The following is a 26,004-nucleotide window of genomic DNA, read 5'->3' on the forward strand; positions in this document are numbered from 1 at the left end:
AAGCTATTTTTTTGCTCAAAAAAAGGAGATATCTCAAAATCAGATATCTCCTTTTGTCGTATTATTGATATTTCTTGAAAACAAGTGTTGCGTTATGTCCACCAAAACCAAAGGAATTGGACATTGCCACATCCACATTCATTTCGCGGGCTACGTTTGGAACGTAGTCTAAATCGCAAACTGGATCTGGATTATTTAAATGAATCGTTGGAGGCACTACACTGTCGCGGATTGCGAGTACACTGAAGATCGCTTCAATACCGCCAGATGCGCCTAGTGTATGACCTGTCATTGATTTTGTAGAGCTAATCGCTAGTTTTTTAGCATGCTCGCCAAAAACTGTTTTGATTGCTTGTGTTTCGTAATCATCGTTGTATGGCGTGCTTGTACCGTGGGCATTGATATAATCTACGCCATCGATTCCAATTTGAGCGTCATTTAGCGCCATTTGCATCGAACGAGCGGCACCTTCTCCGCCTGGAGCTGGAGCAGTAATATGGTAGGCGTCACCAGTCGCGCCGTAACCAACCACTTCGGCATAAATTTTAGCACCGCGGGCTTTGGCATGTTCTAGCTCTTCTAAAATAAAGATCCCAGCGCCTTCGCCGATGATAAAACCGTCGCGATCCACGTCGAATGGACGGCAAGCTGTTTCTGGATCTGGATTCAGTGACAAGGCTTTATTGGCAACGAAGCCTGCAACGGACATTTTCGTGATTGGCGCCTCAGCACCACCGGTAATCATCACGTCAGCATCGCCGCGTTGGATGACTTTAAAAGCATCACCAATCGAGTTCGTAGCTGTAGCACAAGCCGTTACTGTCGCTGAATTGATTCCTTTTGCGCCGTGACGAATCGACACTTGACCACTCGCCATATCGGGAATCATCATTGGCACGAAAAATGGGCTAACGCGGCGGTGACCACGATTTAAAAAGACCTCATATTGCGTTTCAAACGTTTCCATACCACCGATTCCTGAACCAATCCAAACACCAACGCGCTCGGCATTCGAATCATCAATTGTCAAACCAGCATCGGCAACCGCCATATCCGAACTTGCAATCGCATAATGCGTGAAGCGGTCCATTTTGCGAGCATCTTTTTTCTCAATATACTTCTCAATATCAAAATCCTTCAGTTCCGCAGCTATTTTAACTGGGAAATCATCGCGATTAAGTCGTGTAAGTTCAGCAACACCATTCACACCTTTTTTGGCATTTTCCCAAGCTGTTTTGGCGTCATTACCTATTGGAGTAACAGCACCAACACCCGTTACTACGACACGTTTGTTCTCCATCATTTCATCTCCTCTTCTACCATTATCACATACAAAATAACTTCCACTAATATTAGCAGTAGTTGGTCCTACGAAAAATTACTATTACCACATAACAAAAATATAAAAAGACACCCTCATTATATCATAAATGAAAGTCAATTTCTTAAAAAGTTAGCATTTGCGCGTAAACAAACTACTAAACTTACAACAAAATTAAGAGCTACCGAGAATTTGGAATTAAATTGGTATCTGGGTAGCCTACTTATTCTGATTTAAACAAATTGAGCGAAAGCGTTTGTATTCTGCAAGTTTGGTGGAAGCCGGAAGCGGAGTGTACGACTTGTACATGAGAACCGGAAGTCCACCAAACTTGCAGAATGCGAGCGTTTGTCGCCAATTTATCCAAGGTAGACATAAATTCTATTTATTTACCCCACTTTAGGATTAGAGCACCCCATGTAAGGCCACCACCAAAACCTACTAGTAAAATATTGTCATCCTCTTTAATGCGATTTTCTTCAACAGCGTCAACTAGCGCTAAGACAATAGAAGATGCCGATGTATTTCCGTATTTATGAACGGTTTTCATTAATTTTTCTTCCGGTAAGCCTAGGCGTTCACGAGACGATTCCATGATACGAATGTTCGCTTGATGCGGAATTAATAAATCTAATTCTTCTTTTTCTAGACCTGCACTCTCAAGCACGCGTAACGATGCTTCACCCATTTGACGCACGGCAAAACGGAAAACTTCGCGGCCATTCATGTATAGTTTACGTTTTTCGTTTAAGTTTAAATATTTACCGCCTGATCCGTCTGAACCTAGATCAAAAGATAACAAACCGCGGCCATCAGAAACTGGCCCCATAACAACTGCTCCAGCGCCATCGCCGAAAAGGACCGCTGTGCTGCGATCATCCCAATCTGTAATTTTTGATAGTTTATCTGCACCAACAATGACGATATTTTTGTATGCGCCTGTTTGGATGAATTGTGCGGCTGTTACCGTTCCGAATGTGAAACCGGCACATGCTGCTCCTAGATCCATTGCTGCTGCATTGTTTGCGCCTAAACGGTCTTGAATAATGTTACCCACGGATGGGAAATTGGATTCTTGTGTTACTGTTGCCACGATAATTAGATCGATGTCCGCTGGTGTTAATCCTGCGTTTTCGATCGCTGCTTTTGCTGCTTCGTAAGCCATATCGTGTACATATTCATCTTCACGCGCGATGTGGCGTTCTTCGATTCCTGTTCTCGAGCGAATCCACTCGTCGGATGTATCCATCATTTTTTCTAAATCTGCATTTGTTAATACGCGTTCTGGTACATATTTTCCAACACCTAAAATACCTGCATTCATTTTTGTATTCCTCCAAGAAAAATTAGTGGTGAAGCGCCTTAACTCGCTTCGGGGTCGTACATATAAAAAAAGGATAATTGCTGTTTTTGCGAATGAGTAGGTGGTAATTTGGGGTTTTCTGGCCTCGCGTATTTTGTTTGGTGAATTGGCGAGGCTTTTGGTTTGTAGCTTTCCCAATCCAGCCTTACACGCCATCCCCTCGGAAATAGTGACAAACACGGCAAAAGTCTAAGTGATGGCTTGCACCATGTTTGTCACTATTTCTGTCAGGGATGAGCCAGCATGTTCAGCTTTTTTTATTACCTGGTCCTAATTTTAACAGACAATCACTTATTTAACAATAGAAATTATCAAATTGCATTCCTCACAAGTAAATAAGCCGAGCCTCAACAGTTGGCTCAGCATATTTTACGTATGTCATCTAAGTAACAGTATTACTTAGTAAAAATAATATTATAAATTCCAAACCCTGACCGACTATCTGAAATTAGAAATTTAACAGTTGTTGCATCAGTAATATCATACTCATAATGATGTGAAGTTATATCAGCACGTATATTTTCTTGATATTTTTGCACACCACTCAATTCAACTTTCATTTTAGCGTCTTCTAGAGAGCTTGTGGATTCGTCTAACTTACCGATATCAAATTCCATTTTAGTAAACTTTGTATCCGTATTTAATAAAGCTATATTATCTCCGAAACTATATTCTTTAAAAATAAAGCCATCATTTATGATTTTCCCACCTACATGGTAGTCTTCGTCAGTATTTTCAAGCGAGGTATAGTTCTCCCCACCATATAATATACTGTATTGTTCTGATAAAGCTTGTTTTGTAACCTTTTGATCAGATTTAGATCCAATGTAAATGGTTTTAGCATCTTCATCATAGTTTAATTCTTGATCAATGAGACTTTTCAATATATCTTCATTATAGTAGATTGAATCATTAACAGCTGCAATTACATTATTACCTTTGTTAGTTGGCAAACCATCTACAACTAAAGATATTTTGCTTAATTCTGCGTATTTCTTTTGTGCTAAGTCTTTATTTTTTTCAGATAATTTACCTTGTTCTTGTGCTTGATTAGCTATTGTATATTTTAATTCACTATTTTCTTTTTTTAATTTTTCAATTTCGGATATCTTTTCTTCATATCCTGGGAATATGACCGGAATTCGCTCTTCAGGGCCTAGATAAGGAAATGCTGCAATAACGATACCAGCATAAGCAACTAGAAGAGGTGAGAAATCTTTTATAATTCCCAACGTAGTTTGCTCTTTTTTATTAACATTCTTTAAATTAAATTTCCAAAATAGAACTCCTGAAATAACGATAACGAATAATATAATTACTAATAGTACAACTAAAAATATATTCAATGTAAATTCTCCTTTTATCTCTATGTAATATCTTCTATATTGTACTCTATTAAAACTTACGCTTAAAGAATGCTAGAACATTCAATATAGACACTCACATAGTTATCATATCCTAAATCATAGTCAAGAACAGCCCTCCTATAATATGGTATCACGGACTCGATTTATTGTAAACGTTTTTTTACAATATATTCATATATATAGACAAATACTTGTTCAATTTATCGTTTTTATGCTAGAATGATGACAGGAATCCTTGAATGGAGGTGTTGTGTCATGCGTTATATTGTGACATTTTTCTGGGTGTTTATTTTAGCTCAAATGTCTGAGTATGTTGCTGCTTCTGTTATTGCAACGACTTACGATTTCACAATGGGAACTATTATGGCGGTCGCTATTTCCATCGCGATTTTCATTATTCCTGTATTGATGCCCAAAGAAAGCGAAACTTACGATATCAAATAAAAAAAGTATGTTGACCAAAAAACTGGCCAACATACTTTTTTTATTTATTCACCTAGATAATATTTGTTCGTTGGTTTTAATTCATCATCCAATTCGTACACTAATGGTACGCCGGTTGGAATCTCAACTTCCATGATATCATCGTCACTGATACCTTCTAAAAATTTGACTAAAGCGCGTAAACTGTTACCATGTGCTGCGATGACGACGCGTTTGCCACTTTTTATTTCTGGTGCGATTGTGTCCATCCAATATGGGATAACGCGTTCTAGGGTTACTTTTAGATTTTCGCCTGTTGGAATTGTGCTCGTATCTAATAACTGATAGCGGCGATCATTTTTTGCTTGGCGTTCGTCACCTTCTTCTAGTAATGGTGGTAATGTGTCATAGCTACGACGCCATAGTTGGACTTGGTCTGCCCCGTATTTTTTGGCTGTTTCTTCTTTGTTTAGGCCTTGTAATGCGCCGTAATGTCTTTCGTTTAAGCGCCATGATTTGTACACGGGAACCCACAATTGATCGGAACCTGCTAAGGCGAAATCCAGTGTTCGGATAGCGCGGGTTAGGACTGATGTGAAGGCCACGTCGAATTCAAGTCCTGCTTCTTTAATTAGCTCGCCTGCTCTTTTTGCCTCTTCAACGCCTTGTTCTGATAAGTCGACATCATGCCAACCTGTAAATAGGTTTAACTTGTTCCACTCACTTTGTCCGTGACGAATTAATACTAATTTCATTTCTTTCATCCTCTCCGCATTTCATTTCCATACCACTTGCATTTTTCCCTATTTTCTTAAGTATAAAACGCTTTGCTCGGAAAAGAAAGTCTGAGCAAAGCGCTAAGCATAACTATTGAAAAACTAATTTCAGCGATATCCTCGCTAAACCTCCGCGTGGAATTTTTAGTTGTTCACAATATCAAAATCGAATGCACCATCTTTTAGTGTGATTGCTACTTCGGAATGTGGCAAGATGTTTCCTGCAACGATTTCACGGGCAAGTGGTGTTTCGATTTGGCGTGTGATATAGCGTTTCAATGGACGAGCGCCGTAAACTGGATCGTACGCCTCTTCAGCAATGAATTCTTTCGCTTCGTCTGTCATCGTGATTTTCATTTCTTGACCAGCAAGACGCGCTTCCAATTCCGCAACCACTTTTTCAACAATGCCTTTGATGTTTTCAAGAGTGAGTGGTTTGAAAAGAATAATATCGTCTACACGGTTCAAAAATTCAGGCTTGAAGGATGCTTGTAGAACTTCTAGCACGTCCTCTTCTAGCTTCTCGGAGATTTCGCCATTTACCGTGCGTTCGAGTAACATTGTGGAGCCAATATTCGACGTCATGATGATCACCGTATTTTTAAAATCGATCAGGCGTCCTTGGGAATCGGTGATACGACCGTCATCCAGCACTTGGAGTAAGATATTGAACACATCGGGATGCGCCTTTTCAATTTCATCAAGTAAAATGATCGAATACGGATTGCGTCGAACGGCTTCAGTTAGTTGACCGCCTTCTTCATAGCCAATATATCCTGGAGGAGCACCGACAAGTCTTGATACGGCGTGTTTTTCCATGTACTCCGACATATCGATTCGAATCATGTGATCTTCCGCATCAAAAAGATTGAAGGCTAGTGCTTTGGCCAGTTCGGTTTTTCCGACACCAGTTGGGCCTAGGAAAATGAAGGAACCAATCGGGCGACGCGGATCTTTAATTCCGGCACGTGCACGAATCACAGCATCACTTACTAATTGTACTGCGTTTTCTTGACCAATGACTTTTTCTTTTAGCGAATCAGCGAGTTTCAACAGTTTTTCACGTTCGCCTTCTACGAGTTTATTCACTGGAATTCCTGTCCATCTGCCGACGATATCTGCAATTTCATTCTCGGTCACTTCTTCTTGTAAAAGTCGATCCTCATTCTCTGTTTTTTCCCGATTTTCTTCTTCTAAAGCGGCAAGTTCTTTCTCCACTTCTGGAATCCGTCCGTGGCGAAGTTCTGCGGCTTTATTTAAATCATAATTATTTTCGGCCTCTTCTAATTCATGACGTAAATGTTCGATTTGTTCACGAACTTCTCTGATTTTGCCGATTTCATTTTTCTCAGATTCCCATTTTGATTTCATCTTGTTGGCTTCTTCTTTATAATCTGCGAGCTCTTTTTGGAGTATTTCCAAACGGCGTTCACTCGCTGGGTCCTTCTCTTCTTTTAGCGCGGCTTCTTCGATTTCTAATTGCATCACTTTACGCGTTACTTCGTCGAGCTCACTTGGCATCGAATCAATTTCCACGCGGATCGTTGCGCACGCTTCATCCACAAGGTCAATCGCTTTATCTGGCAAAAATCTGTCGGTAATATAGCGGTTCGAAAGTGTCGCTGCTGCAACAAGCGCATTATCGTGAATGTTAACCCCATGATGAATTTCAAAACGTTCTTTTAGTCCCCGTAAAATGGAAACTGTATCTTCGACGGTTGGTTCAGGAACAAGCACTTTTTGGAATCTCCGTTCAAGTGCTGGATCTTTTTCAATGTATTGACGGTATTCGTCGAGTGTTGTAGCGCCAATACAGTGAAGTTCCCCGCGGGCAAGCATTGGTTTTAGCATATTTCCCGCATCCATCGCGCCATCTGTTTTACCAGCGCCAACGATCGTATGGATTTCATCGATAAATAGTAAAATCTCGCCATCGCTGTCTTTTACTTCTTGTAAAACAGCTTTCAAACGTTCTTCAAACTCACCGCGATATTTCGCCCCAGCAAGTAAAGAACCAATATCCAATGAAATAATCGTCTTATCTTTCAAGCCTTCTGGTACATCTTTTCTGACAATCCGTTGTGCGAGTCCTTCGACGATCGCTGTTTTACCAACACCTGGTTCTCCGATTAGAACTGGGTTATTTTTAGTTTTACGTGATAAAATGCGAATTACATTACGGATTTCAGCGTCACGACCGATGACTGGATCAATTTTTCCAGTGCGCACTTCGGCAACTAGATCGCGACCATATTTTAATAGTGCTTCATATTGTTCTTCTGCGTTTTGTGTTGTCACTCGTTTTCCTCCTCTTATTTGTAGTATTGCTTCATTCAATTGTTTTTTCGAAATCCCGATTGCCTCGGTGATTGGATTCTTTTTCTGATTCATAATCGCAAGCAATAAATGCTCGGTTGATATATAGTCATCCTCGAGCTTTTGCTGCTCTTTTCCAGCATCCGCAATAAGTTCGTATAAAGATGGACTCATCGCTTGGCCGTATTGCACATTGCTTCCCGTTACACTCGGTAACTTCTCTATTTCCGCTTGCACGACAGCTTGTAGTTTTTTGACATCGACTTCCGCGACCTCATATACTCGCTTCGCAAAATCACTTTGTTCAAGCAATGATGCGAAAATATGTGCCGTATCTATTTGTTGTTGCTTACCCTCAATAGCTAGTTGTTGAGCTGCCGCGATTGTTTCTTGGACCTGTTGTGTAAATTTTTGCATTTCCATAGAATAACGCACCTCTTTTCTAGTTTCTTTCTATTATAAAAGATCAGCCGCAAAAATTCCTCCGCTTTAAGAAGGAGTTTTCGAATCACTGACCTTTACTGACCATATGATTATTATAGACCCTTTTTACATATTTGTCCACACAAAAAAGCTAGATTTTGAGCATTTTTCCTTGGTATACCTCTCGTACAGTCTTATTGTGATGTCCTCATAAATAGCAGAAATTATGATGTAGTAGTACGGATTAACAAACTCCTACTTCAATCCAAAATTCGACATCGATGATAAAAGCATGCAGCAAAGCGCCCATGTTCCCTAAATCTCTAAACCTCCAAAACCCAGAATTCACCAGTAAACCAAAGCGTGCCCGCCAAATGATTAGTTCCTAGGCAAAAGCGAGCACCGAAGCGGAATGTACGATTTGTACATGAGCATCGGAGCACAGCTTTTAACGACGGAAATGATCGTTTGGCGGGCACGCTTTTGATGAATTAGTTGCGGCCGGTGAAAAGCCTTAAAAGAAACAAGAACAAGTTCAAGAAGTCCAAATACAAGCTCAGCGCAAGTACCGGCACATCCTTCATCGTAACATCCCGTTTCATAATCTGATTAAAATCGAATAAAATATACAGCGAGAACAATAACGTCCCTGCTCCTGCAAAAATCGTTGACATCAACGAACCTAGCGGGAAAAAGATCGAAATTAGCGAGATAACAACTAAAATAATCAATGCCGCGAATAATCCTTTTGCCATGAAAGATAAATCAGTTTTCATCTTCGCACCGACAAATCCGAGTACCGTAAAAGTAACCGTTGCCGTTGCAAAGGCCATCAGAACCGCGTTACCAGCTCCTGCGTCCAAATACCATTGCAATGTTGGCGCTAAAACTAAACCTGTTACAAAGGCAAATGCCAATAATAAACCATAGCCTATTTTCGAGGCACTCTTGCTACGGCGTACAAAGATCATCGCGATCAATAACGCAAATTCTAAAACAACAAGCGGTATATAAAACGACATCGGAATCCCGCGACCAATCACCGTCCCAAGCGTCGCCATTACTAAAGAAATGACAAACCAGTTTAGTACCTTTTGCATAATTTCTGCCTTCGTGGCGCCTGTCACTGTTTGTTCTGCACTGCTATACGTATCATTCATCTAATTCTCTCCCATCCATGGATTATGAATTTAGTATACCATGACGAGAATTGCTTGAAAACCTTTCATTTACAAATTCCCCGTTACCTATAAACCAAATTGAGATAAAATCGCACTGCCAAGACCAAACATGGCAACATAATATATTTTTGTGGATTTTCGGACATGCAAATGAACATTATCAATTATTAATAAGATAATGTTGGCGTATTTTATTAGTGTAAAGTAGTAAAGAAACACGTTCATGTTGATTAGATTAAGGTTCTTTTTATATCGTTTCGATCATGCCGAAACCCATACCGCGCATTGAGCCGATACCGCCTTGGACAAAATGATTTAATAAATAAGGTTGGCCGACAAGCTCAAATTTACCGAGCGAGCAAGCAACGTGAAGATTATAACATACAACAACAGTCTTTTTAATGGCTACTTTTTTAAATTGTAATGCCTCGATATCATCTTTTACGTATTCGCCAAATTTATCACGTAATTGAAAATATAGATTTCGTTTTAAAATCGCTTCAAAAGCATCCTCTTCCCACCAATAAAACCAGTCTTTTCTCGTCTCTTTATTATGGTCTCGGCATACAATTGGCGACAGCGTTTTAAATGCGATTCGGTCGGAAACAATCGGTTCTTCACGCACAATTTTAATATCTTTCACTCGAATTTGATTCATTGTTGAAAATGGCAGTAATTTATTCCGCACGTTCATGAGTGCATTGTAATAATTAATACCTAGCTCCGCATCGGCCGTAGCAAAATTGATCACTAATTTTTTCTGTTCTAACTCAATAACAGTCCCGTTAAATACTGGTTTTGGAAGGTATACGGAGAATGTAAAGTTTTTCTGTTTATTACCGCCATACATTTCTTTATACTTTTCCTCATTTGACTTCGATAAACCCGCTTTCATCACGCTGACGACTTTCCGTCTATAATCTGCCGGAATCTTATCCGACGTCAACTCGCAACTAATTTTAAGTCTCATCCCTATCCCCCTCTTGATTGTTTCCATTCAATACTAATATATCACTTTTTTACAAATACATCCAACAGAAGCATCCTCTTCCCTTATCAAAATATCTTTAGTACAATACATACATGAAGCTGTTTAAACAAATAAGCAAAAACGGGGGTACATACATTGGGAAAAGCTGTTTATCATGATATCTATTTAGAGCTGAAAAAAGACATTGAGGAAGACCAATATGCTTTTAAAGAAATGTTGCCAACAGAACAAGTGCTTATCAAGCGCTTCAATTGCAGTCGCAACACTGTTCGTCGAGCTATTTCCGAACTTGCAAAAGATGGTTATATTCAAAGTGTGCGCGGTAAAGGGGTCATGGTCATTCACCGACATGAGTCGATTGAGTTCATGTTTGGCGGCGTGGAAAGCATGAAAGAATCCTTCGTTCGCAACCATAAAACGTTTCAGACCGAGGTCGTTCATTTTGAGGAGTTAACGGTGGATGAGGCGCTGGCTCAAAAAACGATGCTATCGGTCGGTACCGAAGTTTATTATATAAAGCGGCTCCGTTTAGTTGAAGATGAGGCGCTGATTCTTGATGTGAATTATTTTGATCGTTCCGTTGTCCGCGATTTAACACCTGAAAAAGCGGCCGCATCGATTTATGAATATATTGAAGAGGAGCTAAAAGTGAAAATCGTAACTTCGAAGCGCTATATCGTCGTTGAAAAAGCACAAGAAGATGATAAAAAATATCTTGATTTAGCAGGCTATGATTGCCTTGCCGTCGTGAAAAATTACGCGTACGATGCAAATGGCACGATGTTTGAATATACCGAATCGAGACACCGCCCAGATCGGTTTGTATTTTTCGATTCTGCGCAGCGGTTAAAAGGGTAATCCACGAACTCCACTTTCACTCGTTAAAATGTGCCATCAAGTAGCATCCAATAAATCCATTGCAAAACAATCCGATATCACGTTAACACTGCAAGAAAAACAATGAATCGAAACTTTTTAACCCTGAAACCTCGCCTTGGCGGGGTTTCTTTAAATTTGTTTAAACAAATTTAAAGAAAAGGCTTGCATAAGTTGTTTAAACAACTTATAATAAACCTATTGAAAATGAAATCGATTACATTTTATAGTTAGCTCAGAAAGAGGGGAATTTAAAATGGTAAAAGTGACAAAAAAGAACGTCGCGGCGATTATAGCAGCGATTGGTGGCGAAGATAATATTAGCATGGCAACGCACTGTATCTCGCGTCTCCGTTTTCAACTCAAAGATGAATCCATTGTAGACGAAGCCGCGCTGAAAGAAATCGACATCGTTCGCGGAAATTTCAGCTCCAACGGTCAATATCAAGTCGTTATTGGACAAGGAACGGTAGATAAAGCTTACGAAGAACTCGTTCGCCAAACAAATGTCAAAGAAGTTACAACGGCAGAACTCAAAAATGAGAACGCTAAGAAATTAAATCCGCTTCAAAAAATCGTAAAAATGCTAGGTGACGTCTTCATTCCAATTTTGCCAGCGATTGTAGCTAGTGGTCTTTTACTTGGTATTAATAATGTCCTCGTTGGTGTAGGAATTTTTGTGGAAGGTAAATCGCTTGTTGATATGTATCCGAATCTGGCTGGTATTGCTGGCATGATTAGTATGATCGCCGGAACCGCTTTTGCCTTCTTACCAGCACTTGTCGGTTGGTCTGCCGTGAAATATTTTGGTGGAAACCCGCTGATGGGGATCGTTTTAGGGCTTGTCCTCGTGAATCCAGCGCTGATGAGTGCTTATGATATTGGCGTGAAAGAACCTCATTATTGGAATTTCTTCGGACTTGAAATCGCGCAAATTGGCTATCAAGGTCAAGTATTGCCAGTTCTTGTGGCCGCTTGGGTATACGCTTCCATTGAAAAAGCGCTCCGTCGCGTGGTTGCCGATGCCTTCCAATTGCTCGTCGTTGCTCCCGTGACACTTCTCGTGACGAGCGCCCTATCGTTAATCGCGATTGGTCCGATCACATTATGGATTTCCAATTGGATTACAGACGGTATTGTAAGCCTATCAAACGTATCACCGATCATTACAGGCGTCCTATTTGGTGGCTGTTTTGCCCTACTCGTTATCACAGGCATGCATCACGCCTTCCTTGCTGTCAATTTACAACTTATTTCAACAACTGGTAGAACGATGTTTTGGCCTATCCAGGCGCTTTCCGATACCGCACAAGGTTCGGCAGCTCTGGCAATGGCATTCGTAACGCAAGATAAAAAGAACCGCAGCATCGCACTCACATCCGCGCTTTCAGCCTATCTCGGCATCACCGAACCCGCCATGTTTGGAGTCAATTTACGAGCCAAATACGCCTTCGTTTGCTCAATGATCGGCGCAGGACTCGCAGGCGGTTTCATCGCTTACAACGGCGTCATCTCACAATCTATCGGTGTCAGTGGATTATTCTCAATCCTCTCGATCACACGAGCTGGCTGGGGCGCTTACGCAATCGGCATGGTTATCGCAATCGGCGTACCATTTGTACTAACATTCATCATCGGCATGGCAAAACGAAAACAAGGAAATACAGGATTCTAGGAGGATTTTAAACATGAATAACGAATGGTGGCAAAAAGGAACAGTATATCAAATTTACCCGCGTAGTTTTAACGACACGAACGGTGATGGTATCGGTGACATCCGTGGCATTATAGAAAAATTAGATTACCTAGCAAAACTCGGCATTGATTTGCTGTGGCTAACACCAATGTACGTATCACCACAACGCGATAATGGCTATGACATTGCGGACTATTACGCGATGGACCCCCAATACGGAACGATGGCCGATTTTGACGAACTCCTAGAAAAAGCTCATGCCCGTGATTTGAAAATTATGATGGATATGGTGGTTAATCACACGTCCTACCAACATCGCTGGTTCCAAGAAGCGCTAAAAGGAAAGGATAATCCGTATCGCGATTACTATATTTGGAAAGATCCCGCGGCAGACGGCGGACCACCGAATAACTGGCTTTCTAAGTTCAGCGGCTCCGCATGGGAACTAGATACCGCATCTGGTCAGTACTATTTACATCTATATGAAGTCGGCATGCCTGATCTCAATTGGGAAAATCCAAAACTACAAGAGGAAATCTATCAAATGATGGCTTGGTGGGGCGAAAAAGGCATCGATGGTTTCCGTCTAGACGTCATTAACAACATCTCCAAGAATCCTGATTTCCCAAATGATTCGCTTGCTACCGCGCAAGATGATGGTCGTAAATTTTACGTTGACGGGCCACACGTTCACGAATATTTGCACCAAATGAACCGTCGCGTTTTTGATAAGTATCATCACGTCACAGTTGGCGAAATGTCCTCCACTACACCAGAAGAATGTATTAAATACACGAATCCCGAGCGTCAAGAACTTAGCATGGCGTTTAATTTCCACCATATGAAAGTCGATTATCCCGACGGTAAAAAATGGGCCAGCGCAAAATACAAACTCACTGACTTGAAACGCGTGATGGCAGAATGGCAGTTGAAAATGGCAGAGGGTGGCGGTTGGAACGCGCTTTTCTGGACGAATCACGATCAGCCAAGGGCACTCGCACGTTTTGCAGATGACCAAGCCTACCGAGAAAAGAGCGCGAAACTTTTAGCGATTATACTGTTCGGCTTACAAGGAACGACCTATATTTATCAAGGCGAGGAAATCGCGATGACCGATGCGAATTTCACGGATATTTCGCAGTATGACGACGCAGAATCTCGCAATGCCTATAAACAAATGCTCACAGACGGCATTTCAGAAGCTGATGCACTACAAATTCTACGTGAAAAATCGCGTGAAAACTCCCGTATCCCGATGCAATGGAATGACGAAAAGCATCACGGTTTTACAGACGGAGAACCATGGTTAGCGCCCATTCACGAGGATAACTGGACCGTCGAAAAAGCACTCGCTGACCCTGATTCGATCTTCTACACATATCAGCGCCTTATTGCCCTGCGTCGCGACCGTGATATTTTTGCAAATGGTGATTTTAAATTACTCGATGCAAAAAGCGAAATTATTTATGATTACGAGCGTCAATGGAATGGCGAAACAGTAATCGTTGTTGGTAATTTTAGCGCAGAGGAAGTCGCTTGGGAATTGCCTGCACGTCACCACGATAAAACATTACAAATTCTTGAATCCAACTATCCGCGTGAAGATATAACAACCAACTTAGTATTACAACCATACGAAGCTCTAATGATCCACTTATCGTAAACGCACGCTAGCGTATTTAAGATCTCTATCAAAATAAACCTTTACATTCAAAGAGTCGCGTGTTAAGATTACTTCATGCGATGAGCCTACAAGCAGTGTGAAGATTCCACTGCCAACCCCTTAAACATCAATGCTTTGTGGAAGGCAGTTTAAGGGCGCTAGAAAAAGCCAGATGAGCAATCATCTGGCTTTTTCATGTCTGCATTTAAAGCAAACCGCACAATCGCAGTCCCTTTTCAATCCCACCGCTATTATTATCCGCAGTAACGAACTCCGCTTTCTCTTTTAATGCCGGCACCGCGTTCTCCATCGCAATCGCGTGGTCAACCGCCCCGAACATCTCCAAATCATTCATGCCATCTCCAAACGCATAAGTCGGCACATCCTCAAAACCCATCACTTCCAAAAGTTTCGCAATGCCCTGCGCCTTAGAACCACCCTTTGGCACCACATCATTACTAAATGGCGTATTCCGCACAAATTGAAAATAAGGGAAACGCTCTGGGAAATAATCATCACCACTTTCAAGCAATAGCAATAACATATAAATCGGTTCCTTCAAGTAAAGTTCCCCGTCGACCTCAGGGGATTCCTCACCCAAAAAACGATAATGCTTCTCCATAACATCATTTTGCACCGTTGCCCGAATTTTTGCCTCCGTATAAAATGCCATTTCCACACCTTGAGACTTTGCGCCTTCATGTAGCGCCGTAATCTCATCGACATCAATTGGATTCGTGTAAACTTCTTCCCCATCATATAAAACATATTGCCCATTCATCGCGATCACAGACGTCATTTCCGTTGCCAGAAGAACATGTTCAATCTCACACAACGTCCGCCCCGTCGCAATAATTGGCATAACATTTTTCGCGCGTAATTCCTTAAGCGCCCGCACAGAACTCTCCGCCACAACAGATTCACTCGTCAATAGCGTCCCATCCAAATCAAAAAAACAAATCGCTGCTGGTTTCAACTCATCAAATCCCTTCTTCAAACAATATATCCTCTCACAATACCACAAGTTCGATCATCATGCACACGATTGCAGTACCTCATTTCTCCAATCAAAAAAACCGATTGACATCCTATTTGGACACCAACCGGTTCTCACTTACAAATTACTATAATAGACATCGCCAATTTTTAGCATTGCACTAATCGTATTGTACTTCTCGTCACCAATATGAATCTTATCTTCTTCCTCTTGATAATGAATCGGCATGGACAAGATAGTTTCCTTATCCTGTTTAAAATAATGAGCATCCAAACCTAGCGTTTCCGTTATATTCACTATGTATTTATTGAATTTCGCATTACTTATGACTTTGCCATTCAAAATCGCTTCCGCCGTACTTTGAGAAAAATTAGTAGCCTTCGCAAAAGAGCGTTTCGTAAAGCCGTTCAACCTTATATATAAATTGACATTCTCAGCAATTCTTTTCTTTTCTAATCTATTCATTGTTTTTTCCTCCCGTAGTGGGTTTGTCTATAATGCTATTATGCCCGAGAAAAATGAGAATATGATTAAAACTGGGTAGTATTCTGGTAATAAATTAAGAAAAGCGGAAGAAGCCCGCTTAGCCTCGACAGAAATTGTTAGGGAGCGCAGTGAAAACCCGCTTTTGGTTTTTGCGGAGGCTACGAAAATTTCGAGGGGCTGGCTTCTGGAGCTGGATCACCTGAAAAGCAGAAGAAGCCCGTTAGACCCGAAAAAATTTGTTAGGAGGCGCAGATAAATCCATCTTTTGGATTTTTCGGAGGCTACGAAAATTTCGAGGGGCTGGCTTCTGGAGCTGGATCACCTGAAAAGCAGAAGAAGCCCGTTAGACCCGAAAAAATTTGTTAGGAGGCGCAGATAAATCCATCTTTTGGATTTTTCGGAGGCTACGAAAATTTCGAGAGGCTGGCTTCTGGAGCTGGATCACCTGAAAAGCAGAAGAAGCCCGTTAGACCCGAAAAAATTTGTTAGGAGGCGCAGATAAATCCATCTTTTGGATTTTTCGGAGGCTACGAAAATTTCGAGGGGCTGGCTTCTGGAGCTGGATCCAAAGGCACAAAACAAAAACAATCACATGAATTTCGAGATCCCACCTTCTCTAAATTCTAAACTTCAACAAAAAACACAACCCACCTCCAAATCCAGCCCATAGCACCCGCCGATAGATTACATACCACTCCACTTCCATGCATTTTGAAAACTCCATATCACCAGAAATGATGCCTCATATAAGCCCCAACAGATTTTGTCCGTTAGAAACAAAAAGCTTATTTATCGATGCCAACTACGACATTAATAAACAAGCTTTACTCATAACTGTTATTTCATTCTATATTTCAATACTCTCCAAGTGTTTCAAAACAGCGGTCGTTCCATCTATTCCTTGGCGCACACACTCTGATAACTCTACGCCATCAAAAGAGGCACCTCCCGCAAAAATTCCTGGATACGACTTCCTGAATTCCTCAAAAATCGCTTCTCTTCGCTGTACATGGCCAACTGTATACTGTGGCAAACTATTCCGCCACCGCGTAACCATCGTATAATCTGGCGCTCGATTAATTGTCATAATCCGATTCAAATCATTCAAAACAGTCTCTTCTATTGCCTTATCCGCCAAGTCTACAATAGATTCTTCTTTTCTACGACCAACAAATGCGCGAAGCAATACCTTGTCATCAGGAACAGTGTGAGGCCATTTCTGGTGAATCCACGAACACGCCGTCATCGAAAAATCTTCATTTCGCGATACGACAAATCCGCTTCCTTTAATATCTTTCTCAATCGCATCTTTTGGAAAAATCATCGACACCGCCGCCACACTTGCAGCAGGAACTTCACCAATCTCCTCAAAATTCGAATCATCTCGGAACATCGGTACAATTTCATGATACGGCAATGCAATAAAAATACTATCCGCTTGAAGCTTCTCTTGATTCGAAATCGTCAGCTCATAACCTCGCGCTTGCCTAGTAATCTTCTGCACACGTTTGCCTTTTTTAATAATTTTTGCAGAAAGTTCTTGTTCTAAAGCCTCAACAATCGTTGCTAAACCGCCACGCATCGTCAGAAAAGTAGATGTCGTGCTTTGCTGCGCCGTCGTTTTATCATAGATCCCGCGAACCCCTTTAATCAGGCTCCCGTACTCCCGTTCCAAATTCAAAAACCGCTCACCTGTTGCCTCGGCACTCATCTCATCCAGATCACCAGCATAAATTCCCGACATCAATGGCTCTAAAATATTATCCACCATTTCATCACCAACACGTGCTCTCAAAAAAGTTCCAAGTGCCATATCTTCTCCATCCACTTGTTGCTTTCCTACAAATAAATCTCCGAGCACGCGTATTTTACCACTTGCCGACAATAAACCCGTTTTAAAAAATGGCCGATAGCGCGCTGGAATCCCCATAATGGAACTTTTGGGAATCGGGTGCAGACCTTGCTTCGCGAGCACATAATTATCTCCCGTCGCATTCTCGACCAACTGATCCTCCAAATCCAAGTCCGCTACCAGTTTCTTCATTTCTGGTTTCCGACGTAAAAATGAATCCGGTCCCCGTTCTATCACATAGCCATCTTGCCGTACCGTTTCAATCTTTCCGCCGACTTTCGTTCCAGCTTCCAGTAGCACCAATTCATAATCTAAACCTTGTTTTTCGAGTTCTTTTTTCAAATAAAATGTGCTTGATAATCCTGTAATCCCCCCACCGATTACAACTATTTTTTTCTTAACCACAGGAAACACTCACCTTTTTATTTATATTTATCTTATTACTTCCAATTTTTCCAAACGACCGTTGCCAAGACATCTAAAAACTCTTTGTCGTCATTAGGCATCGGCGGACGGTGATATGTCGCTCCAATTTCGTCCGTCACAACTTTACATTCGTAGTCATTATCGTACAATACTTCCAAATGCTCCGCCACAAAACCAACTGGCGTATAAATAAAATGTTTGTAGCCATGCTCTTCAAAAAGTGCGCGCGTTAAATCCTGCACATCAGGACCAAGCCATGGCGTCCCAGTCTTGCCTTCACTTTGCCAACCTAAAGCATAATGCGGTACATCGACATTCACAAAAATTAATTCTGCCGTTTCCGCTAGTTGGTCAGGGTATGGATCGCCGTGCTCTTTAATCTTCTCAGGTAAACTATGCGCAGAAACAACAAGAACCGTTTGATCCAGCTCATCTTTTGGAATCTCGACCGCGTTAATTCGCTTCGCCCACATATCGATAAATTTCGGCTCATCATACCAGCTATCAATCGTCTTAATCGTTGGTCCGCCAATCTCTTCCGTCTTTTTAAGCGCACGACCGTTATATTCCTTCACGCTAAAACTCGAATAATGCGGCGCCAAAATGATTGAAATCGCTTCTTCTATGCCATCATTTTTCATTTCCTGAACGGCATCTTCAATAAATGGCTCAATATGTTTCAAGCCAATGTACGTTTTAAATTCAATATCTGACTGCATATTATTCAGTGTTTCCGCCAAACCATAAGCCTGTGCTTGCGTAATTTTAGCTAGCGGTGAAAGTCCACCAATCGCATGATAACGCGAACGAAGATCATCAATCAAATCTTGACTTGGCGTACGACCATGACGAATATCTGTATAATAACGCTCAATGTCTTCATCTTTATACGGCGTTCCATACGCCATCACTAATAAACCAACTTTTTTGCTCACTTTTCTCCACTCCTTAATAAAATTGCACTTTTCGCGTGTACGAATGCCGTCAATTCTTTCAACATCGCGGGCGATACTTCTGGGAAAACGCCATGTCCTAAGTTGAAAATAAAACCAGGTGCTTGCGTGCCCTCTTCTAAAATAAGTTCCGCTTGCGTCAAACATTTATCACGCGCCAAAAGTAGCGATGGATCGAGGTTCCCCTGCAACGCTTTGCCACCAGCTCGCGCTCTTGCATCCGTGATCGACGTTCGCCAATCCACGCCAACAACATCAATATCCATGTCACGCCATTCCGGCAACAAATGTGACGCGCCAACCGCTTGCATAATAACCGGTGTCAAAGGACTAGACTGCTTTACTGTCGTCACAATTTGCGTGATCGCCGGTTTAATATATGTACGATAATCTGCCGCACTAAGCGCCCCAACCCATGAATCAAAAATCTGTACAGCACTTGCTCCGGCTTTGATTTGCGCGATCAAATAATCCGCTGTCATCACCGCTAATTTTTGCATCAACATATGCCATTCAGCCTCGTGCGTGTACATAAATGCCTTCGTTTGGTGGTAGCTCTTTGATGGTCCGCCTTCGATCATATAACTCGCAAGCGTAAACGGTGCACCCGCAAAACCGATTAACGGCACGCTAAGCTGCTCTTCTGTCAACAAACGAATCGTATCCAAAACATACGGTACATGCTCGTCCGCCTGAAAAAACGATAAGCGCTCCACATCTTGACCCGTACGAATCGGGTTTGCGATTACTGGCCCAATACCGCTTTTAATTTCCACATCGACACCCATTCCAGGAAGTGGCGTCATAATATCTTTATAAAGAATCGCAGCATCCACGCCATACTGTTCGACCGGAAGACGCGTCACATAAGCACATAGCTCCGGCTGATGCGTAATTTCAAATAATGAATACTTTTCCTTAAGCTTGCAATATTCTGGCTGTGAGCGCCCTGCTTGCCTCATATACCAAACTGGAATCTGATCCACAGCTTCTTTTCTAGCGGCACGTAAAAATAAGTCATTTTCTAACTTTTTCATAAACAAAACCCCTTCATTGTTCATTAAAGCACATAAAATTCGTGCGTACTTTGGAATTATTACAATCTACAGCATACCAAAATTTCAAATCAAAAACCAGATATCGGACTCCATAACGTTTTATTTTTGCAGAAAGTGGAATATAGATGTACTATCTAACTATAGAAGTAAACTATCTTATTAAGAAAGAAGGCCATTAACATGAAATATGCTTATATCACAAGTGGAACCGAGCACTACCTCCGTCAAATTCTTTCTGACAATCCAACACGAAACATCATTTTACTACAAAACTTTGGTGACTCTGTATTGCTTGAGGAAACAGCCGAACCAACCGTATTCAAAGAAGCCGCATCGTACCGCATCAACCAGAACTTCGGCGAAATTAAAGGCCACGGTACCGTGACATTCGAATACTTATATTTACGTTCCGAAGAAGTTCCCATTTTCCAGAAATTATACCAATCCGTTTCTTTAAAATTGCACGAAGCACGCGGTTTACAATGCACGCAAATGCTAAAATCTAAAACGGAAAACAAATTTTTAATTTTGACCTTCTGGGATAGCGGTGACGATTACCAACATTGGAAAACCGGCTCAGAACACAACAAAATCATGGATCTTATTCGTAACAACAGTTCACAAAGCGGCTTTTCACATGTTGACGTGTTCCACTTCCCTGAATACATTCATGACGAGAAGTAGGGTTTCAATTAAATAGTTGAAAAATACGTTGTTGAAGCAAGATCTCAACAACGTATTTTTGTTATGCATAAATTTTCTTCACACGATAAGGCACATACACAAACGTAAACACAGCTACAAATGCCAAATTTATCGCAAGTATGATTACGCCATCAATCGATCCATTTTGTGCGATGCCAACGATCCCAAACAACAATGCCTGCGCAACGAGTAAAATCCGCAAGAAATGAATGAACGAGCGTCGTCTGAAATGGTCATCAATCGGATAAAGCTTTAACATTACTTGCCCGTCAAAATGGCGCAACATCGGGATAAACTGGAATCCTGTCAAATAAATGAACAGCAACGAAAAGATAATATTGAGATAGAATCCTTGCACGAAAACGAGTAACAGGAACGCAATCACCGTGAGGCGTACGTAAAGTCCCATAAATTCATTCGTTCGCACAAACGTACGGCTCCACAAATACGCAAATGACTTCTCTTTCGCATACGGAATCGGACGGTATAAGAAATCTAAATACATCCGACGGCGCACCGTTCCTTTTAAATGGGGCACGTCCGTAAATAAATTCGCCAGACGATAAAACCGATTCATCCGTGCTTCTTCTTTATCAATCAAATACTCCCACTTGATCGTTAGGCCTACCGTTTTGCGTTTCATCCATATATAACTTGCAAGTAGCACAACTAATGCGACTGGAATCGACCAAATCAAGTTGAACGCCAGCACCAAATAAATCAGCGCCGCACTCACGATAATTCTCGTAAACAACCACGTCGTATCCGTATTTTCAAGCTTCATCGTCTCCCACTGGAAATACACATTCCACAGTTTGATCAAAAGCATCACAACCAACAACGGGAAAAATCGCGAAAAACTAAATCCAGTCACCGTAGCGTACATCGGCATACACGCCGCTAAAACTAAAATAAAAATATAAATCTGCATCCAGAAACTAGCCATGTTCGCCTTTTTGAAATATTGATCCATCGCTTTTTCCTGTACGATCAAATAAACCGCATCCGGCCGTTTGAGCAACGTATTAATCGTCGTCACCGCAATCGCCGCCGTCAACAAAATCACCATCAAAGGAATAGCTGGAAAAACTGGCGTCAGCGTCTTCACCCAGCCAGAATACGAGTAAACGAACGCCCCGACACCGATAATCAGCACAAATAGCAAGTGGTCATTCAGCATATAGCGCATATATCTGCTGACTTCTTCCATATAACTACCAAAACGCTTCTTAAATAAATCTACCGCATCAAACTTCATCGGCCTGCTCTTCTTCCTTCGTTAATTGTACGTAAATCTCATCCAACGAGGCTCCTGGCATTTCAAAATCCGCCTGCAAATCAGCGAGTGTTCCCTGCGCGCGAATAATCCCATCATGCAAAATAATAAAACTATCGCAATACTTCTCCGCCGTCGCCAAAATATGTGTCGACATCAAAATACTTGCGCCCGTATCCTTCATCTCCTCAATCCACTGCAACAACGACTGAATACCAAGCGGATCAAGTCCCACAAACGGCTCATCGATAATATACAAATTCGGCTCAATCAAAAACGCCGACATAATCATGACCTTCTGCTTCATCCCTTTTGAAAAATGCGCGGGAAACCAGTTCAGCTTTTTCTCCAACCGAAACTCTTTAAGCAGTGGCGCCATTCGCGTCTTCATTTCCTCTTCCGTCAAACCATAAGCCATCGCCGTTAGCTCCAAATGCTCTTTTAGCGTTAACTCTTCATATAATACTGGCGTTTCTGGAATATAGGCGAATTGCTTGCGATACTCTTCCGTATTTTCCGTCAACGTGTGTCCATTGATCGTGATCGTGCCTTTTTTCTGTTGCATCAGACCAGTAATATGCTTAATCGTTGTACTTTTACCAGCGCCATTTAGACCGATTAGCCCGACGATTTGACGTTCTTCAATCTCAAAGGAAATATCTTTTAAAACTGGACGTTTCGTATAGCCACCAGTTAAGTTATGAACCTCTACTAAAGCCATGTTATCACTCCTATTATCCATCTTATTGACCTTATAATAGCACAGTTGATACCGTTTTCGCTATAAATTAACTATTTTGTTCTTGTTTCATACATGCGTTTTATGTGCTTTTATGGTACATTAGATAGAACGAGAGTGAAATTTTTCGGAGGTGTCTATATATGGATGATTGTATTTTCTGCAAAATAGTAAACGGCGAGATTCCTTCTGCTAAAGTTTACGAAGATGACCAAGTATACGCTTTTCTTGATTTAGGGCAGGTAACAGAAGGCCACACACTTGTCATTCCAAAGCAACATGCACGCAACATTTTTGATTTACCGGAAGAAACAGCTGCAGAAATTTTCAGGCGTGTTCCAAAGATTGCTGCGGGTCTCAAAAAAGCCTTACCCTTAAAAGGACTCAACATTTTGAATAATAATGAAGAAATCGCCTCACAAAGCGTTTTTCATTACCATATCCATCTGATTCCGCGTTACTCGCACAAAGATGATTTCGGCTTGAAATGGGCAGATAACGCTAACTGGTATACAGAAGTTGCCTTTCAAGAACTAGCCGACAAAATTGCTAAAGAAGTTTAAAGGAGTGATTGACTTATGAACACAAAATCCGTATTAATCGGTGTACTTATCGGTGGTATCACGAGTGCTGTGACCGCGATTGCCCTCGCACCTAAATCAGGGCGCGACTTACGCCAAGATATCATGTCTAAATCTGGTGAAGCTGGTGTCATCTTGAAAGAACTTGCCTATAACGCCACAGACTTGCTACAATCTGTTCAAGTTTTAGGTACAGAAGGCACAACTTTACTAAAAGATCTATCTACAGATATTAAAGAATCGGTTGCCAATTGGAACGAAGAAATGGAACCCGAGAAAGCACGTCTAAAAGAAGAGATTAAAGATATGCAAAAAACGATCTCAGATTTAGAAAAAACACTTAAAAAAGACAAAAAAGAAACCAATTAAACAAAAAGGCGCAAACTGTTCTCTCGTAGTGCATTTGCGCCTTTTTAAAACGTATAAAATGCCACATTGGTCACACATTATTCACAAGGCTAGAAATATTCCTAAAAAAGGGTTGAAAAAAGTAGCCACAGGGACTACAATACTAAAGTGATCAGTAAGTTTGTATGTTGCAATAACACACATTTTTATGGTAAGGTCACCTATTTCTATTGTAATGGAGGCTATGTTAGCCATGCGTTGTTTAAAGACAATAAATGTGGAACGAAAAGATGAATACAACCGCGTCTTTTTTAAATCCAGTTTGGTTTCACTTGCTGTCATGTGTGTGCTTTTTTTAATTGAAAATCTGGTTTTCCCAGGTCAGTTCGTCCCCATTTTTGCAATGCCGACGTTCCTAGCCTTACTTTTTTTGTATCCGATTCATAAAGGGTTACATTTACTCGCCTTCTTGCGTTATCGTGAGGACGTGCAAATGCGCTTCAAACAACACTTTTATGTTTTGCCGTGCTTACAAGTAAGAGTTCGCCGGGTTATCCCAAAATGGCGCTATATCATATCGCTTAGTCTACCTTTCCTTTTAATCTCGGTAGGGTTAATCTTAGCGATGATCCTAACACCTGTGTTTCATTCGCCACTGTTTATTATTTTGGTCGCGGTTCATGCAGGTATGTGCTACCCAGATTTTCTTCATATTAGAAACATTATCGGAACACCAAAACATACTTTTGTAGAAGATGCTGATCGTGGCTTTTCGGTACTTGTTTCAGAAGAGTAAGGAGGGTTATAGTGTTACTTTACGTCCTATATACCGTATTTGGCGTGATCGCTTTATTTGCTTATAATTTGCTAGTCGAGCGATATGCTACAAAACAAGAGTTCAACCCAAAGCAATGTCAATTATTTTATCGAATTGTAAATATTGCTGTCCTGTTACTTCTCTTTTCAGCGGCGCTTGAAGGAATTGTATTGTCCTAATGAGAGAAGCGAAACACAAAATTAGAAATAGATTAGATTTTTGACATTTTACTTTATTATCACCTATTATGTGGTATGATAAATGTGTAGTTAAGCAGAACGTATTTAAAACTTTGAGGAGCGTGTATTATTTAATGAAGAAGAAATTAGTATTAGGTATGGTATCAATGATGGGTCTATTCAGCTTAGCAGCTTGTGGAAATTCCGCAAATGACGCCGTTGTTGAAACCAAAGCAGGCGACGTAACACAACAAGAACTATATGATGCTATGAAAGCTAAAGTTGGCGATCAATACGTATCACAATTAGCAATGACTAAGATCTTAGAAGATAAATATAAAGTATCAGACAAAGAAATTGATGCTGCATACAAAACTTTCCAAGATCAATATGGTGACCAACTTGCAAGCATGTTACAACAAAGTGGTTACACTGAAAAAACATTTAAATCTGATTACCTGAAATTCGATCTACTAAGCACAAAAGCTGCAGAAGCTTCTGTTGACACAAGTGATAAAGCGCTAGAAGCTTATTACAAAACGTGGCAACCAGAGATCACTGTAGAACACATCTTAGTTGCTGATAAAGCAAAAGCAGACGAACTTCACAAAAAAGTAACAACTGGCGGTAACTTTGAAGAATTAGCAAAAGCTAACTCAACTGATACAGCTTCTGCTACTGAAGGCGGTAAATTAGCTCCATTCGGTCCTGGTAAAATGTTACCACAATTCGAAAAAGCTGCTTACGCTTTGAAAAACAAAGGTGACATCAGCCCAGTTACTAAAACAGACGCTGGTTACCACATCATCAAGATGCTAGACCACCCAACAAAAACTACTTTCGAGAAAGATAAAGCACAAGTGAAGAAAGACTACTTGGCATCGAAAGTAACTGCTGAAGCAAAAACTGCTGCACTACAAAAACTGTACAAAAAAGCAGACGTTAAAATCGATGATAAAGACTTGAAAGATGCATTCACGCAATATGATGGATCTGCGTCAAGTTCAACTGAAACATCAACTTCTAAATAATTATAAATGTGAAAGCCCCGTGAAATCATTCGACGATTTTACGGGGCTTTTTTGTGTGGAGGTTAATGATCATGGCATGGGGGGCATTTACGTCGGCAGTGGATTTTATATTTCATATTGCTTAGATAAAAACCAAACTATATTTGCACTAAAAAAAGCA

General features: G+C 41.0%; 24 protein-coding genes and 1 CRISPR repeat array (1 of these 25 running past the window's edge). Of the genes, 10 read left to right on the forward strand and 14 right to left on the reverse strand.

From position 1 onward, the window contains the following. Positions 1-61: 61 nt before the first annotated feature. From fabF to UE46_RS13115, 3 genes are all read right to left on the reverse strand, one after another. Positions 62-1,300, reverse strand: a complete 1,239-nt coding sequence (gene fabF / locus UE46_RS13105; RefSeq protein ID WP_036059401.1) for a beta-ketoacyl-ACP synthase II — start codon at positions 1,298-1,300, stop codon at positions 62-64. A gap of 406 nt (positions 1,301-1,706) precedes the next feature. After that, positions 1,707-2,645: a beta-ketoacyl-ACP synthase III gene (locus UE46_RS13110; protein WP_036059399.1), complete on the reverse strand. Its 939-nt coding sequence runs from the start codon at positions 2,643-2,645 to the stop codon at positions 1,707-1,709. A 434-nt stretch (positions 2,646-3,079) separates the two neighbouring features. After that, on the reverse strand, positions 3,080-4,030 hold the full coding sequence (locus UE46_RS13115) for a hypothetical protein (protein WP_118907691.1): 951 nt from the start codon (positions 4,028-4,030) through the stop codon (positions 3,080-3,082). Between the two features lie 276 nt (positions 4,031-4,306). Between UE46_RS13115 and UE46_RS13120 the strand changes: the two genes are divergently transcribed. After that, entirely contained in the window at positions 4,307-4,495 is a 189-nt protein-coding gene (locus UE46_RS13120; RefSeq protein WP_036059397.1) for a YjzD family protein, read from the forward strand. Between the two features lie 44 nt (positions 4,496-4,539). Here the strand turns inward: UE46_RS13120 and gpmA are convergent, their stop codons facing one another. The 4 genes from gpmA to cas6 all read right to left on the reverse strand — a co-directional run bounded on the left by gpmA (position 4,540) and on the right by cas6 (position 10,140). After that, the gene (gene gpmA / locus UE46_RS13125) at positions 4,540-5,229 is read right to left on the reverse strand and encodes a 2,3-diphosphoglycerate-dependent phosphoglycerate mutase (protein WP_036059396.1); all 690 of its coding nucleotides are present in this window, start codon (positions 5,227-5,229) and stop codon (positions 4,540-4,542) included. Positions 5,230-5,394: 165 nt separating this feature from the next. Continuing rightward, the gene (gene clpB, locus UE46_RS13130; RefSeq protein WP_036059393.1) at positions 5,395-7,989 is read right to left on the reverse strand and encodes an ATP-dependent chaperone ClpB; all 2,595 of its coding nucleotides are present in this window, start codon (positions 7,987-7,989) and stop codon (positions 5,395-5,397) included. Positions 7,990-8,480: 491 nt separating this feature from the next. Next, positions 8,481-9,149, reverse strand: coding sequence for a Bax inhibitor-1 family protein (locus UE46_RS13135; RefSeq protein WP_036059392.1), 669 nt, complete (start codon positions 9,147-9,149; stop codon positions 8,481-8,483). Positions 9,150-9,417: 268 nt separating this feature from the next. Next, positions 9,418-10,140, reverse strand: coding sequence for a CRISPR-associated endoribonuclease Cas6 (gene cas6, locus UE46_RS13140; protein ID WP_036059389.1), 723 nt, complete (start codon positions 10,138-10,140; stop codon positions 9,418-9,420). A gap of 156 nt (positions 10,141-10,296) precedes the next feature. Between cas6 and treR the strand changes: the two genes are divergently transcribed. The 3 genes from treR to UE46_RS13155 all read left to right on the forward strand — a co-directional run bounded on the left by treR (position 10,297) and on the right by UE46_RS13155 (position 14,396). Beyond that, entirely contained in the window at positions 10,297-11,019 is a 723-nt protein-coding gene (gene treR, locus UE46_RS13145) for a trehalose operon repressor (RefSeq protein WP_036059387.1), read from the forward strand. A 274-nt stretch (positions 11,020-11,293) separates the two neighbouring features. Beyond that, positions 11,294-12,712, forward strand: coding sequence for a PTS trehalose transporter subunit IIBC (gene treB / locus UE46_RS13150; protein WP_036059386.1), 1,419 nt, complete (start codon positions 11,294-11,296; stop codon positions 12,710-12,712). A gap of 13 nt (positions 12,713-12,725) precedes the next feature. Next, a complete protein-coding gene (locus UE46_RS13155) occupies positions 12,726-14,396 on the forward strand; it encodes an alpha,alpha-phosphotrehalase (protein ID WP_036059384.1) in 1,671 nt (556 codons plus the stop codon). Positions 14,397-14,601: 205 nt separating this feature from the next. Here UE46_RS13155 and UE46_RS13160 read toward each other — a convergent pair whose 3' ends face one another. The 5 genes from UE46_RS13160 to hemE all read right to left on the reverse strand — a co-directional run bounded on the left by UE46_RS13160 (position 14,602) and on the right by hemE (position 20,147). Next, positions 14,602-15,372 carry a Cof-type HAD-IIB family hydrolase gene (locus UE46_RS13160; RefSeq protein ID WP_036059457.1) on the reverse strand — a complete coding sequence of 257 codons (771 nt, stop codon included), beginning with the start codon at positions 15,370-15,372 and terminating at the stop codon, positions 14,602-14,604. Between the two features lie 138 nt (positions 15,373-15,510). Next, positions 15,511-15,858 (reverse strand): hypothetical protein, encoded by a 348-nt coding sequence (locus UE46_RS13165; protein WP_036059383.1) that lies wholly within the window; start codon positions 15,856-15,858, stop codon positions 15,511-15,513. 868 nt (positions 15,859-16,726) lie between these two features. Beyond that, a complete protein-coding gene (hemY, locus tag UE46_RS13170) occupies positions 16,727-18,136 on the reverse strand; it encodes a protoporphyrinogen oxidase (RefSeq protein WP_036059382.1) in 1,410 nt (469 codons plus the stop codon). 35 nt (positions 18,137-18,171) lie between these two features. After that, complete coding sequence (gene hemH / locus UE46_RS13175; RefSeq protein ID WP_036059380.1) at positions 18,172-19,092, reverse strand: ferrochelatase; 921 nt, start codon at positions 19,090-19,092, stop codon at positions 18,172-18,174. Continuing rightward, positions 19,089-20,147 carry a uroporphyrinogen decarboxylase gene (gene hemE / locus UE46_RS13180; RefSeq protein ID WP_036059379.1) on the reverse strand — a complete coding sequence of 353 codons (1,059 nt, stop codon included), beginning with the start codon at positions 20,145-20,147 and terminating at the stop codon, positions 19,089-19,091. Before hemE ends, hemH begins: the two co-directional genes overlap by 4 nt. A gap of 201 nt (positions 20,148-20,348) precedes the next feature. Here hemE and UE46_RS13185 point away from each other — a divergent pair, with 201 nt between their 5' ends. Then, positions 20,349-20,852, forward strand: coding sequence for an antibiotic biosynthesis monooxygenase family protein (locus UE46_RS13185; protein ID WP_036059377.1), 504 nt, complete (start codon positions 20,349-20,351; stop codon positions 20,850-20,852). 61 nt (positions 20,853-20,913) lie between these two features. Here UE46_RS13185 and UE46_RS13190 read toward each other — a convergent pair whose 3' ends face one another. Both UE46_RS13190 and UE46_RS13195 read right to left on the reverse strand, forming a co-directional pair. Next, positions 20,914-22,131 carry an ABC transporter permease gene (locus UE46_RS13190; protein ID WP_036059375.1) on the reverse strand — a complete coding sequence of 406 codons (1,218 nt, stop codon included), beginning with the start codon at positions 22,129-22,131 and terminating at the stop codon, positions 20,914-20,916. After that, positions 22,121-22,870 carry an ABC transporter ATP-binding protein gene (locus UE46_RS13195; protein WP_036059374.1) on the reverse strand — a complete coding sequence of 250 codons (750 nt, stop codon included), beginning with the start codon at positions 22,868-22,870 and terminating at the stop codon, positions 22,121-22,123. Before UE46_RS13195 ends, UE46_RS13190 begins: the two co-directional genes overlap by 11 nt. A 161-nt stretch (positions 22,871-23,031) precedes the next feature. On the opposite strand from UE46_RS13195, the gene UE46_RS13200 reads away from it, so the two are divergent. The 5 genes from UE46_RS13200 (at position 23,032) to UE46_RS13220 (ending at position 25,844) form a co-directional block, all read left to right on the forward strand. Next, positions 23,032-23,451 carry an HIT family protein gene (locus UE46_RS13200; protein ID WP_036059373.1) on the forward strand — a complete coding sequence of 140 codons (420 nt, stop codon included), beginning with the start codon at positions 23,032-23,034 and terminating at the stop codon, positions 23,449-23,451. 15 nt (positions 23,452-23,466) lie between these two features. Next, a complete protein-coding gene (locus UE46_RS13205) occupies positions 23,467-23,838 on the forward strand; it encodes a YtxH domain-containing protein (protein WP_118907692.1) in 372 nt (123 codons plus the stop codon). A 232-nt stretch (positions 23,839-24,070) separates the two neighbouring features. Continuing rightward, entirely contained in the window at positions 24,071-24,613 is a 543-nt protein-coding gene (locus UE46_RS13210; protein ID WP_185424118.1) for a DUF3267 domain-containing protein, read from the forward strand. 11 nt (positions 24,614-24,624) lie between these two features. Further along, complete coding sequence (locus tag UE46_RS13215) at positions 24,625-24,813, forward strand: hypothetical protein (RefSeq protein ID WP_036059370.1); 189 nt, start codon at positions 24,625-24,627, stop codon at positions 24,811-24,813. 134 nt (positions 24,814-24,947) lie between these two features. Continuing rightward, entirely contained in the window at positions 24,948-25,844 is an 897-nt protein-coding gene (locus UE46_RS13220) for a peptidylprolyl isomerase (protein WP_036059369.1), read from the forward strand. A 103-nt stretch (positions 25,845-25,947) separates the two neighbouring features. Further along, a CRISPR array of direct repeats spans positions 25,948-26,004; the repeat unit is 29 nt; it runs 945 nt beyond the window's last position.

Origin of the sequence: Listeria weihenstephanensis (assembly GCF_003534205.1) — a bacterium.
In the GTDB taxonomy this organism is placed as follows: domain Bacteria; phylum Bacillota; class Bacilli; order Lactobacillales; family Listeriaceae; genus Listeria_A; species Listeria_A weihenstephanensis.

Excerpts from the sequence above, each read along its gene's own strand:
- fabF (WP_036059401.1), bottom strand. The coding sequence starts at position 1,300 with ATGGAGAACAAACGTGTCGTAGTAACGGGTGTTGGTGCTGTTACTCCA.
- UE46_RS13110 (WP_036059399.1), bottom strand. The coding sequence starts at position 2,645 with ATGAATGCAGGTATTTTAGGTGTTGGAAAATATGTACCAGAACGCGTA.
- UE46_RS13120 (WP_036059397.1), top strand. The coding sequence starts at position 4,307 with ATGCGTTATATTGTGACATTTTTCTGGGTGTTTATTTTAGCTCAAATG.
- gpmA (WP_036059396.1), bottom strand. The coding sequence starts at position 5,229 with ATGAAATTAGTATTAATTCGTCACGGACAAAGTGAGTGGAACAAGTTA.
- clpB (WP_036059393.1), bottom strand. The coding sequence starts at position 7,989 with ATGGAAATGCAAAAATTTACACAACAGGTCCAAGAAACAATCGCGGCA.
- UE46_RS13135 (WP_036059392.1), bottom strand. The coding sequence starts at position 9,149 with ATGAATGATACGTATAGCAGTGCAGAACAAACAGTGACAGGCGCCACG.
- cas6 (WP_036059389.1), bottom strand. The coding sequence starts at position 10,140 with ATGAGACTTAAAATTAGTTGCGAGTTGACGTCGGATAAGATTCCGGCA.
- treB (WP_036059386.1), top strand. The coding sequence starts at position 11,294 with ATGGTAAAAGTGACAAAAAAGAACGTCGCGGCGATTATAGCAGCGATT.
- UE46_RS13155 (WP_036059384.1), top strand. The coding sequence starts at position 12,726 with ATGAATAACGAATGGTGGCAAAAAGGAACAGTATATCAAATTTACCCG.
- UE46_RS13165 (WP_036059383.1), bottom strand. The coding sequence starts at position 15,858 with ATGAATAGATTAGAAAAGAAAAGAATTGCTGAGAATGTCAATTTATAT.
- hemE (WP_036059379.1), bottom strand. The coding sequence starts at position 20,147 with ATGAAAAAGTTAGAAAATGACTTATTTTTACGTGCCGCTAGAAAAGAA.
- UE46_RS13185 (WP_036059377.1), top strand. The coding sequence starts at position 20,349 with ATGAAATATGCTTATATCACAAGTGGAACCGAGCACTACCTCCGTCAA.
- UE46_RS13190 (WP_036059375.1), bottom strand. The coding sequence starts at position 22,131 with ATGAAGTTTGATGCGGTAGATTTATTTAAGAAGCGTTTTGGTAGTTAT.
- UE46_RS13195 (WP_036059374.1), bottom strand. The coding sequence starts at position 22,870 with ATGGCTTTAGTAGAGGTTCATAACTTAACTGGTGGCTATACGAAACGT.
- UE46_RS13200 (WP_036059373.1), top strand. The coding sequence starts at position 23,032 with ATGGATGATTGTATTTTCTGCAAAATAGTAAACGGCGAGATTCCTTCT.
- UE46_RS13205 (WP_118907692.1), top strand. The coding sequence starts at position 23,467 with ATGAACACAAAATCCGTATTAATCGGTGTACTTATCGGTGGTATCACG.
- UE46_RS13210 (WP_185424118.1), top strand. The coding sequence starts at position 24,071 with ATGCGTTGTTTAAAGACAATAAATGTGGAACGAAAAGATGAATACAAC.
- UE46_RS13220 (WP_036059369.1), top strand. The coding sequence starts at position 24,948 with ATGAAGAAGAAATTAGTATTAGGTATGGTATCAATGATGGGTCTATTC.